Source organism: Mucilaginibacter sp., from assembly GCF_028288105.1.
GTDB lineage: Bacteria > Bacteroidota > Bacteroidia > Sphingobacteriales > Sphingobacteriaceae > Mucilaginibacter.
Map to the genome: position 1 here is coordinate 1 of NZ_JAQBOI010000016.1, position 11,275 is coordinate 11,275.

Here is an 11,275-nt window from a genome sequence, read left to right on the forward strand (position 1 = left end):
GTTGCTTGAAATGCTTACCCAAGCCAAGTTTGGCGATGCAAGCTCTATGGTAGTTATTGAGCAGTTTTTACAAGGTATTGAGCTATCAGTTTTTGTGATGACCGATGGCACCAACTATAAAATATTACCCGAAGCCAAGGATTATAAACGAATTGGTGAAGGCGACAGCGGTTTAAATACAGGTGGCATGGGTTCGGTGTCGCCGGTGCCTTTTGCTGATGATGAATTTATGCAGAAGGTGGAGCAAAGGATCATCATCCCTACGGTTGAAGGTTTAAAGAAGGAAGGCATACCCTACAAAGGCTTTATTTTTATTGGCCTTATGAACTGCTATGGCGACCCATACACCATTGAATACAACTGCCGCATGGGCGACCCGGAAACGGAAAGCGTTATGCCACGTATCGAATCGGACTTTGTGGACTTGCTAATGGGCGTTGCCGAAGGTAATTTGAACGAGAAGGAGCTGATCATATCCAACAAAACTGCCGCAACAGTAGTTTGCGTTGCTGGCGGTTACCCCGGCGAATACCTAAAGGATAAAACCATCAGCGGAATTGAAAACGTACGCGATTCGCATGTGTTCCATGCAGGCACCACACTTGTTGGCGAAGACATAAAAGCAGTTGGCGGCCGTGTATTAGCTGTTACCAGCCTACAGGATAATATGTTCGATGCCCTGCAACAAGCAACTGCCGATGCAGCACGGATCTATTATGACGGTGTATATTTCAGGAAAGATATAGGGTTCGATTTGTTGTAGTCGGGAAGTCCGACGTCGGATAAGTCCGGAAGACGAATTAGATAATTTTAAAAAATAGAAAGTCCGAAAGGTTTAGCTGCGAAGCTTCTTTCGGACTTTCTGTCTTTACCGACATGCGGACTTAAAAATTATATCTTCCCGAACAACTCTGCCAGTTTAGCTTCCAGATCATCGCCCCTTAGGTTTTTGCCGATGATCTTGCCATTAGGGTCTATCAAAAAGTTTTGAGGGATGCCACGTACTGCGTAAAGCTCGGCAGTTTTGCTTTTCCAGAATTGCAGGTCGGATACCTGTGTCCAGGTAAGGCCGTCTTTATGAATAGCTTTCAACCATGCTTCTTTGGCGTTAGGCCTATCTAACGATACACCCAAAATAGTAAAGTTTTTTGTTTTATAAGCATTATACGCTTTAACCACATTTGGGTTTTCGGCACGGCAAGGGCCACACCATGATGCCCAAAAATCTATCAGCACATACTTCCCACGAAATGATGCAAGGCTAACCATTTTACCGGCGGTATCTGCCTCGGCAAATTCAGGTGCAGTTGCGCCCAAAGCCACGGCCTTTAATTTAGGCATTAATGCGCCAAACTCTTTACCTGTTGCTGATGCTTTTATTGCAGGAGAAAGCGCCTTGTATAATGGCGCTATATCTACATAGTCGGCGCTATATGCAAATGATTGTAATACGCTAAGGCTGATGTAAGAATCAGGATGTTCCTGAATGAATTTTTTATTGATGGCATTTTCCTGCGCCTCTATAGCTTTTTCGGCCAGTTTGTTTTGTTTAATATACTCTGCCGATTTTTGTTCTGCCTCAGGGGTAGCTTTTTCTTTTGCTTCCATAGCGGCATAACCATCGTTAACAGGCTGCATGGCGGTGTGGTAAAGCTCGTTCTCGTGGTTCGCTTTTGTACCATCAGCCTTTGCTTTTGCCACAAGATCAGCACCTGTTATGGTGATAGTTCCCGGCTCTACATAAACAGATTTGTAATCGCGCGTGCTGTTCATGCCCGATCCTTTTTCGTTTAGTAAAACGTAGGCTGGTGTAGGTGTTGCACCTGCATCACCAGTAAATGTAAACTCACCATTTTTTAAAACGGCTGAATCTATAATTGTCTTACCATCCTTACGGTATTGAAGGTAGGCTTTGGCCGGGGCGCTTGCCACGCCAACTTTACCCTGTATGGTAAATTTGGTGTTCTGTGCAAAAGCCAGCACGGGCAAAAGCGCTATGGCGCTTAAAAGTATTTTTTTCATAATAAGTTATGTCAGTTTTAAACGCCTAATATCAATTTAATAACTGATAAATCAAATCTTGCCCAGCAATTCTTCCAGTTTGTGGTCAAGATCGTCGCCACGAAGGCCTTTGGCAACAATTTTCCCTTGCGGGTCTATCAGGAAGTTTTGAGGGATAGATTGCACACCGTATAAGCTGGCTGCCAGGTTACTCCATCCTTTTAAGTCGGATACCTGTGTCCAGGTAAGTCCGTCATTTTTGATAGCAGCCAACCATGCTGCTTTGTCTCCGGCTTTGTCTAACGACACACCCAGTATTGTAAAGCCCTTACCTTTATACTTGTTGTACATTTTTACAACGTTAGGGTTTTCCTGCCTGCAGGGGCCACACCACGATGCCCAAAAATCCACAAGCACATATTTACCGCGGAAAGATGACAGTCGCACCGGCAAACCTTTTTCATCGTTCTGCGAAAAATCTGGTGCGGTTGCACCAATAGCGGTTAATTTTAACGCATCGATAGATACCTTTAATTGTTTACCTCCTTCGGTGTTTTTCAGATCAGCCGATAGCAGGTTATATAATGGCTCAACATCAGCAACATCCGGTGTTGGCCCGCTAACACTTGAAAGCGCCAATAAACTGATATAACTGGCCGGATGTGTGGTGATAAAATTCTTCAGTACAGTTTTTTGCTCTTGCTGCAGTACCGTGTATTTGGCCTGTGTAGCGTTCTGGAAAGCCGCTGAGCGTTGCTGCTCGGCAGATGCTTTTTTGGTTTCCTCTGTGATCTTTTGCGCCTTATCTACAATTACCTTTAGCTGTGCCTTAAGATTTTTGTTATCATCATTTATGGCCGAACCTGCAATATCAGCATTTGCTATAGAATCTTTCCCGGTAATGGTTAGGTTACCTTTCTCCAGGAAAAAGCTTAAGCCATCTGCTGTTTTTGAAGGGCCGCCATCCGGAAAATTCTGCTCTATATACTTTGCAAAACCTACGTTTTTATGATCGATGAATAACGATGCCATAACCGGATCCATTACTTCGCCATCAAACTTAAACTCGCCGTTAACAATGGAAGCTGAATCTGTTACACTGTTGGAGCCTAAATAGTAAACTAAATAGGCTTTAGCCGGGCCGGTAATGTTAGATAGCTTACTTTTTACAGTAAAGGGCTGCGCGTTTTGGGCAAATGCAAATACCGGCAAAAAGGCCGCTATGGTAAACAGGAATTTCTTCATTTAAATTATTAGTAAAGTATCAATAACGTGTAAATGCCTAATGAATTGCGGGTTAGTTTAATTTTTGATAAGTACGCCACCATAGATCGGGCATCTCGCCGGATACCGCGGTTTTGTAATCTTCATAACGGCAGGGCACTAAATGGAAGCGTTCGTTCTTAGAGCCGCCTGTTGGGTATGGCACCTGCATCCACCAGCGATCGCTTTTTTTACTTTTTACAAACACCACTTCGTGCTCGTCATGCGTAAGGCTGGTTTTATAGATCAGGTATTGCGATTTTGGGTTGAGGGGGAAATCGCGCTTGCGGTTATAAAAACCATCAATAAAATACCATATCATTTGCGACAACAGCATAGCGGTTTGGCCGTTGCTATCGTAAGCGGGGTTAAATTCGTAGAAACCAATGGAGGTTAGTTTATCATTAAAACCGGCATAGCGGCAAATCTGGCAGGCTTCTTCGCCGTAAAAACCGTTTGGTTTGGCATTAGCATTCCCTACAGCATCTGACGAGCGGATGGCGCCCATATCAAAACTCACCATATTGGCATTACGGATAATTGGCTCGGCCACTGCAATGTTTGAGGTTAGCTCGCCTAAGCGGTGCACATCAAAGTAAAGCTTGTCCATCACCCGTAAACTATCCTGATTAGCGAAGTAGGTTTGGTAACCCATATTGCTGTAATTGAACAGATAGTTAGGCTCATGAAGGAATACCTTGTTAAGGTACGATGCCGAGGTGGTTTCGATGGTTTCGTGCAGGCCATCTTCTTCCAGGTCAAACTGCGAATCTATCACCAGCAGGTCTATCTTTTGCTCCAGGGCCCCATAGCCCAGGTACTGGGCGTAGGTCAGATCTTGCCCGCCACCAATTATAAGGGGGACAATATCTTTCTTTATTAATTCTTCTACCACGGTTTTTAAGGCGTAGTAGGTATCAACAACGGTTTCGCCGCGGGCAATGTTACCCAGGTCTACTATTTTGGTGCTGTAAGCCCCCTCGTGCAATAAGTATAATTTCTCGCGTACATAATCGGGCCCTAAGGCACAGCCGGCGTTATTTATAGCATTGCGATCATCAAGCACACCAATAATGGCGATATCCGTTTTTTGCTCCAGATCGGGAAAATCAACCGAATAATGCTCGATCTTATCGCCCAGCTGACTGGTAAAATATCCATTTTTTGGCGTGATCTTTTTAAGATCGATGGGTGTAAAAAAATCGGCTAAGGACATATGTTATAAATGTGCAAATATGCAGATGTGCAAATGTGCAGATTTTTTACACATTTGCATATGATTTTAGTTACAGGTGCAACAGGTTTTTTAGGGGCCGAATTAGCAAAAGAACTTATCCTTCGGGGGAACAGTATCCGTTGCACCAAACGGGCATCGTCTACCATCCCCAAATTATTGGAGCCTTATGCTGCAAAAATTGAATGGGTTGATGCCGACCTGATGGATGCTTTCGCGCTGGAAGCAGCATTGGAAGATGTAACACAGGTATATAACTGCGCCGCTTTTGTTTCCTTAAAACAGGCCGATAAAGACCCGATGATCCGTACCAACGTGCGCGGTACAGCCAATTTGGTTGACCTATGCAATGAGAAGGGGATCCGTGTGGTACACACCAGTTCGGTAGCGGCAGTGGGCGAGGCTAAGCCCGGCGAGTTGATCACCGAAAACCATCACTTGGATTCGTCGACAGAAACCGATGGCTATGCCATATCAAAACTGGAAAGCGAAATGGAGGTTTGGCGCGGGGTTGCCGAAGGATTGAATGCCGTTATAGTGAACCCTACCATTATTATTGGCACAAGCGCGGGCACCGCAGGCAGCGGGCAAATATTTGAGACCGTACGCAAAGGCCTGAAATTTTACACCCGGGGCACTATTGGCTTTGTAGATGTGCAGGATGTAGCCAAATGCATGATAGCCCTGATGGAAAGCGATATAAGCGGCGAACGTTATATTATTAATGCTGAGAACCGTAACTACAAACAGCTTTTTGAAGAAATTGCCGGGTGCCTGCGCGTACCTGCACCAACCACATTAGCCAAACCCTGGATAATGGAACTGGCCTGGCGCGGCGCATCGTTAATTGGTGCCATTACCGGTAAAGCACCCGCCCTTGATAAAACCAGCGCGCGGGCAGCGTCGGTTACCCGCGAGTTTGACAACAGTAAAATTAAGGATACTATTGGGTTTGAGTTTAAACCGGTGAGTGAAAGTATAAAGGAGATTTGCGCAGCTATCTGCAATCAATAATCCACATTGTCACTCTTGGTTCATTGCCGTCCCATTTATGGGATGGAATAGTGAGCATATTATAAAGGGCTTCAGCCCAAACTCTACAATACTTTGGCTGAAGCCAGAAAATGTGTACCTTTTATCCGTTGGCTAAAGCCAACGGCAATGATGTGGGTACTTTACAGGGCGTCTATTTACTCACCCTGACGTCGCTACGCTTGTCGCCCCTCTCTGCAGCGCAAAGAGGGTGGGGAATTTCAATTCATTGCCGTCCCATTTATGGGACGGAATAGCAAGCATATAAAGGGCTTTAGCCCAAACTCTACAATATTTGGCTGAAGCCAGAAAATGACTGTCTGTTCTCCGTTGGCTGAAGCCAACGGCAATGATAAAGAGCCCCTACCTCAGCTTCAACAGTACCACATTTTCCACATGCTGTGTATGCGGGAACATATCTACGGGTTGAATTTTTACGGTGTCGTATTTTTCTTTTAGTATCAGCAGGTCGCGGGCCTGGGTGGCCGCGTTGCAGCTTACATAAACTATTTTATCGGCTTCAATTTCCATCAGGCGGGCAACAACATCGGCATGCATTCCGGCACGTGGCGGATCGGTGATGATCACATCCGGCTTGCCGTGCTCTGCAACAAAATCGTGCACCAGCACATCTTTCATATCGCCTGCAAAGAATTTGGTATTGGTGATGTTATTGATCTCTGAATTTACCTTGGCATCTTCAATAGCCGATGGCACATATTCTACCCCTACCACTTCGCGCACATGGCCTGCAATAAAATTGGCAATGGTACCGGCGCCTGTGTAAAGGTCGTATACCAGCTCATCGCCGGTAAAGCCTGCAAAATCGCGGGTTATTTCGTAAAGGCGCAGGGCTTGTATCGAGTTTGTTTGATAGAAAGATTTTGGACCAACCCTGAAACGCACTACGTTTCCATTTGCCGCAGGCATTTCCTCATGGATATATTCGGGGCCTTTCCAGGCTATCACTTCCTGGTCAAATATGGTGTCGTTCATCTTTTGATTCAGAATGTACAACAACGATGTTATGTTTGGGAACGCGGCATCTACATAGTTCATCAGCAGGTTAACCTGCTCTTCATCCGCGTGAGCGAAAACTACGATAACCATAATTTCACCGGTTGATGAAGTACGGATGATCAGGTTACGCAAAGCACCGGTGTGCTGACGCACATCGTAATAACTGATCCCATTTTCTTTAGCAAAAGCGTTGATGCTGTTTCGCAGATCGTTTGATGGTTCGGCCTGCAGGTAGCAATGGTTTATGTTCAAGATCTTATCAAAACGACCGGGAATATGGAAACCCAGCGCGTTCATATCAAGCGTTTCGTCTTCACGGCTCTCGCCGTCGTATAGCCAGCGCTTGTTAGAGAAAGTGTATTCCAGTTTGTTGCGGTAGTAGCGGTCGGCTGGCGATGGAATGATGGCGTCCATGTGGCCTACTTCAATTTTGGCGATACGGGTTAAGGCATCGTGCACGGCTTTTTGTTTGAATTTTAGCTGCGCTTCGTAGGTCATGTGCTGCCATTTACAGCCTCCACAGGTGCCGAAGTGCTCGCAAAAAGCAGGGATACGGTATTCTGATGGCTGAATGAGGCGGGTTATTTTTGCTTCGCCGAAACTTTTTTTGCTGCGGTAAACCTCTACATCTGCAATATCGCCGGGAACGGCTTTTTCTATAAACAGCACAAAATCTTCGGCTTTGCCAACTCCCTTGCCTTCTTCGGCAATATCAATTACGGTAACGTTCTCAAAGAACTTAGGTTTTTTTGCAGATCTACTCATCAGGCTGCAAAGTTAAGCGTATTTATCAATTTTTAGAATGGGAGGGTTGAGTTTACCACAGAGAACACAAAGATTTATTTTATCATTTTATGTTCTATTCTTTGAATTTTAGTATTCAATGAATCTATTTTTTGTAAAACAATATTATTGCTTCTATTACTGTAAACTGTACTGAATATCACACCAGACACTGCAATTACAGCTACAATTAATGAACCTATAAATGAATACAGGTAGCCATTTTTTTGTTTTAGAAGGATTTCCTTATCATGTAATGAAATAGCTGTGTCTATTAATTTTTGAGTTTCAATAACAGAAAGAACTTGACGATGCCCTTTTAAATCCTCCGCAAAATAAGACCGAATCAGCAAAGCAATACAATCTCGTTTGCCGTTAAATCTAAAAAACTCGGGATGTTTATTCGCAATATCTTCCCAATTTTCACTTGATTGAGGTTTACCTCTTAAAGCATCGTTCAAATTTGATATAGTTCGAAAAGCGTGCACATCAACAGATAGTAAAGAAATTAAAGTAATAACATCGGCCAACCTTCCTTCTTGCGTATATCTTTTCATACTTATAAAGATAAAAAAATGGAAGTTGTAATTTGATCTAATTAATCGAAAAAATGTAGCGTGGCTATTAAGCCTCTTTACGAGAATGCCTAAAAAGCAAATAGTAATAGCATACCATTTCCATGGCTTAGTGAACAAATATGAATGTTGACCTAAGTCGCTTTACTCTAATTGTTCAGATAAACAAGTTCAGGATATCGTTCCAGAAGGTATCCGGTTCGGTATCTTCTTTATCAAATTGTTCATCTATCAGGTCCGAAAATTCTGCTAATTCCCTACTCATGACATAATATTTTACTATGCAAACATAGTATTTATTATACCCAAAACCAAAACGGTATTCTGATTTGCTGATTTATTTAATTTGAAATGACATTCTGTTCAAGGATAATTTCCAGTTTGTAGAAGCATGAGCCCCCTGCAATGCAAATACAGTTCGAGATCATCAGGTAAAAAAATTCGTCTTGAATATCGAACACCGGGAAAAATATAGAAAAAGTCCCGAACGTTAGTAACGCGCCTATAACCGCTATCCCGTATTTGACCTCCCGAACTGGTGGAAAGTAAATAGTAATAACCTTAATAATGAAAAAGAAAAGCAGCCAGGTAATCAACGAGAATATACCACCAAATACAACACATATTGCATAGGTGCTTATCTGCTGATCTATAAAAGCAGTTGAATTTAAATGGTATCTGTTATTCGAACATATCTCGATTATAAGGAACATTAGCGGCGCTAAAACAACACTGGTTAGCCATACTTTTACACTGTAAACGAATGAATTTGATTGCATGCTTATAATTTTAAGGTTGATGAATTTAGTGTTCATATTTGACGGTTATCAATCTATGATCTGCCGGTGGGGCGGTTATAGCTTCGATGGTTTTGTTGTACTTGTACTGCATTTTCTTCACATACATATCAAAGGTTACCCCGCCTGCCATAAATAGCTTTTTATGGGCGTACCATACCAGGCATGATGTTGCATGGAAAAAGTGTTTATACACCACCTTGCGCCAGGCTTTTGAAAATGCCGGTTTCCCTTCAAATATGATGGCCAGCCGTTCTGTTTGAAAAGTGATATGCGGGGCTTCGTCTATTAAAATATCGGTACAAATATCTTTCAGCAAACGGCAATGGGTAGCATCTTTAAGGGCCTGGTAAAAGATCTGGGCGGTGCTTTCTACCACAATAACCGCCAGCGTCCATAGTTCCATGCTGGTGTTAAAGTAGCGCACCTTGCGGAACAACGTATCACCCCAGTCGTTCTTTATCCTCTTTTGCCCTATTTTATCAATATACCTGCCCAGGTTGTTACCATGCTTTTGCTCTTCCTTTATAAAAAGTTTAACAGCATCCACATAATCGGGGTCGCCAAGGCGATAGGCATAGCGGGTTGATGCCGCTATGAGGTGTTCCCCTTCAGATGTTTCGCCCAGTTGCCATGCCTGTAACGATGGCAGTATGGTAGCGATCTCGTCCTGTGTAATGGTTGGCGCCAAATTCCAGTTAACTCTTTTGTGGCGGGCATTTGCCTGGAAATACCCTATCCAGTAATTACTTGTATGCATAGCTTTTGATGTTTAGTTTTATATAGCTTGATAACTTGAAAGTACTTTGAATTACAAAGTGATTAGGTAAAAAAATATAGTTTATAACGTTTTCTGATTTTTTATGATCTGCTCCAAAGCATCCAAATGTTGTTTAAACGCTTGTTTGCCTGTAGCGGTGGCCTCGTAATTGGTGTTGGGCTTGCGCCCTAAAAAAGATTTGTGTACCCTAATGTAATCCTCTTTCTCTAAAGCTTTAAGGTGCGATGCCAGGTTACCGTCTGATGCATCCAACAGTTCTTTTAGCGAGTTAAAATCGTAGCGCTCATTCACTACCAGCACACTCATTATTTGCAAACGCAGACGGTTCTCAAAGGCTTTATCAAGTTTTTCAAATGGAATCTTCACCGGTCGTATTTTAAGTACATAATGCTGCCGTAAACAATGTGCAGTACGCCAAAGCCAATAGCCCAAAATAGCAGGCCATAACCCGGCAGCAGGCCAGCCAGCAAACCTAAAAAAATATCGCAAATACCAAGGTAACGTACATCCTTAAAAGAAAAAATACTTGCGTTTACCAATGCCAGGCCATAAAATATTAACGATGCCGAAGCTATAACGCCAAAGTACCCGCGATTTATTAAAACAAGCATTAAAGCCCCACCTGTAAACAGTGGTACTGTCATATTAAACAAAAGTTGTCTGCTGGTATTGCCCCAAACCGGCTGGCCCTTCTTTTTTGCCTTGCGGATAGTAAGCACAATACCTGTTATCACCGATGCGATCAGCACCGCCAGGGCAATCAATATTAAAGTGAATAACCTTGCAGGCGATCGGTCAACATCGGCCATCACATATTCGCGGTAGCTAAAAAAGCCCCCGCTGCCATATATAATATTATAAGCAAGTGCCGCTCCAATAAGCGCGTAAACTCCTGCCAACACACCACTAAGGCCGCTTAGCGATATGAATTTTGAGGAGCGCTCCATCATACTGCGGATGGATGTAAGCTCGTCCTGTATTTCGTTTTCTTTCACTTAAAAGTACTTTGTTGTCCAAAGTAAGTTATTAAAAATTTAACTTCCAAATATTATTTCGCGATTACATCTATTTGGCTAAAAGATTTCTATAAAGACAGTGCAGTGATTAAAACCGACAGAATAATTAGCCCGGTGTAAAAACCCACACCATACAAGGTCCACCTTCTTAATTCTTTTGCTTTACGGTAATAACCATCTGCTTTATAAGTCAACGAAAATATAAGCAATAATACACCTGGAAATAAAAGAGCTACAATTTTAGGCATAATGCCAAGTGGCTCGTTTGCTTTGTTTGTATCGGCCTGTTGCTTTTGTTCTATTACCTGAGCAGCAACCGTAATTTGCTCTTGGGATAAGTTACGGCGCTCAAATTCACTTTTTGCCGATTCGAGCGCGGCCGGTTGATAATCGCCTTCGGGGCTGTTTAGGATGTTTATCAGGTCGGCATCGGTCCGTTTGAGCATTACTGCATCAAATGCATTTCCCATAATCGCAATTGGTTTAGTAGTTCTAAAATAAGGAAAAGATCAGAGAAAGCCAATAAATCAGTGGGGACTACACCTGCAATGCCGCCTTCACCAAATAAGGCAAGATCTCTTTTTGGAAAGATACAAAGTTTTTGCGCACATCGCTATCGCTTACCGATGTAAACGCGAAGCTGAACACAATGCTTTTACTGCATTTAATGAGGAAACGGATCCGCTGCTGATAAGTTTCGTGCTTGCGGACGGCCAGTTGGGTAAATGAATGTACCAGCAGTTCTTCCAGTTCGTTTGAAAGGTTCTTTAAAA

The 11,275-nt window shown here is 43.1% G+C and carries 12 protein-coding genes and 1 pseudogene; 2 read left to right on the forward strand and 11 right to left on the reverse strand.

The genetic code is table 11. The features are described from left to right. The coding region (locus JWQ85_RS00910) for a phosphoribosylglycinamide synthetase C domain-containing protein (protein ID WP_299462515.1) at positions 1-763 on the forward strand (763 nt) is incomplete at its 5' end. Positions 764-891: 128 nt separating this feature from the next. Here the strand turns inward: JWQ85_RS00910 and JWQ85_RS00915 are convergent. Genes JWQ85_RS00915 through JWQ85_RS00925 form a run of 3 tightly spaced genes read right to left on the reverse strand, consistent with a single transcriptional unit; the run spans position 892 to position 4,480 of the window. Next, on the reverse strand, positions 892-2,022 hold the full coding sequence (locus JWQ85_RS00915) for a TlpA disulfide reductase family protein (protein ID WP_299462520.1): 1,131 nt from the start codon (positions 2,020-2,022) through the stop codon (positions 892-894). Between the two features lie 51 nt (positions 2,023-2,073). Beyond that, positions 2,074-3,246, reverse strand: a complete 1,173-nt coding sequence (locus tag JWQ85_RS00920; protein WP_299462523.1) for a TlpA disulfide reductase family protein — start codon at positions 3,244-3,246, stop codon at positions 2,074-2,076. 52 nt (positions 3,247-3,298) lie between these two features. After that, on the reverse strand, positions 3,299-4,480 hold the full coding sequence (locus JWQ85_RS00925; RefSeq protein WP_299462526.1) for a formimidoylglutamase: 1,182 nt from the start codon (positions 4,478-4,480) through the stop codon (positions 3,299-3,301). Positions 4,481-4,540: 60 nt separating this feature from the next. Here JWQ85_RS00925 and JWQ85_RS00930 point away from each other — a divergent pair, with 60 nt between their 5' ends. After that, a complete protein-coding gene (locus JWQ85_RS00930; RefSeq protein ID WP_299462529.1) occupies positions 4,541-5,512 on the forward strand; it encodes an NAD-dependent epimerase/dehydratase family protein in 972 nt (323 codons plus the stop codon). A gap of 381 nt (positions 5,513-5,893) precedes the next feature. Here JWQ85_RS00930 and rlmD read toward each other — a convergent pair whose 3' ends face one another. The 8 genes and pseudogenes from rlmD to JWQ85_RS00970 all read right to left on the reverse strand — a co-directional run. After that, positions 5,894-7,315, reverse strand: coding sequence for a 23S rRNA (uracil(1939)-C(5))-methyltransferase RlmD (rlmD, locus tag JWQ85_RS00935; protein ID WP_299462533.1), 1,422 nt, complete (start codon positions 7,313-7,315; stop codon positions 5,894-5,896). A gap of 74 nt (positions 7,316-7,389) precedes the next feature. Then, the gene (locus JWQ85_RS00940; protein WP_299462536.1) at positions 7,390-7,890 is read right to left on the reverse strand and encodes a hypothetical protein; all 501 of its coding nucleotides are present in this window, start codon (positions 7,888-7,890) and stop codon (positions 7,390-7,392) included. 359 nt (positions 7,891-8,249) lie between these two features. Continuing rightward, positions 8,250-8,723 (reverse strand): hypothetical protein, encoded by a 474-nt coding sequence (locus JWQ85_RS00945; protein ID WP_299462539.1) that lies wholly within the window; start codon positions 8,721-8,723, stop codon positions 8,250-8,252. Continuing rightward, entirely contained in the window at positions 8,713-9,465 is a 753-nt protein-coding gene (locus JWQ85_RS00950) for a ferritin-like domain-containing protein (RefSeq protein WP_299462542.1), read from the reverse strand. Before JWQ85_RS00950 ends, JWQ85_RS00945 begins: the two co-directional genes overlap by 11 nt. Positions 9,466-9,546: 81 nt before the next feature. After that, positions 9,547-9,852 (reverse strand): transcriptional regulator, encoded by a 306-nt coding sequence (locus JWQ85_RS00955; RefSeq protein WP_299462545.1) that lies wholly within the window; start codon positions 9,850-9,852, stop codon positions 9,547-9,549. Then, positions 9,849-10,481, reverse strand: a complete 633-nt coding sequence (locus JWQ85_RS00960; RefSeq protein ID WP_299462548.1) for a hypothetical protein — start codon at positions 10,479-10,481, stop codon at positions 9,849-9,851. Before JWQ85_RS00960 ends, JWQ85_RS00955 begins: the two co-directional genes overlap by 4 nt. A gap of 89 nt (positions 10,482-10,570) precedes the next feature. Then, entirely contained in the window at positions 10,571-10,972 is a 402-nt protein-coding gene (locus tag JWQ85_RS00965; RefSeq protein WP_299462551.1) for a hypothetical protein, read from the reverse strand. Positions 10,973-11,039: 67 nt separating this feature from the next. Further along, a pseudogene (locus JWQ85_RS00970) lies at positions 11,040-11,275 on the reverse strand (TetR/AcrR family transcriptional regulator); the annotation flags it as partial.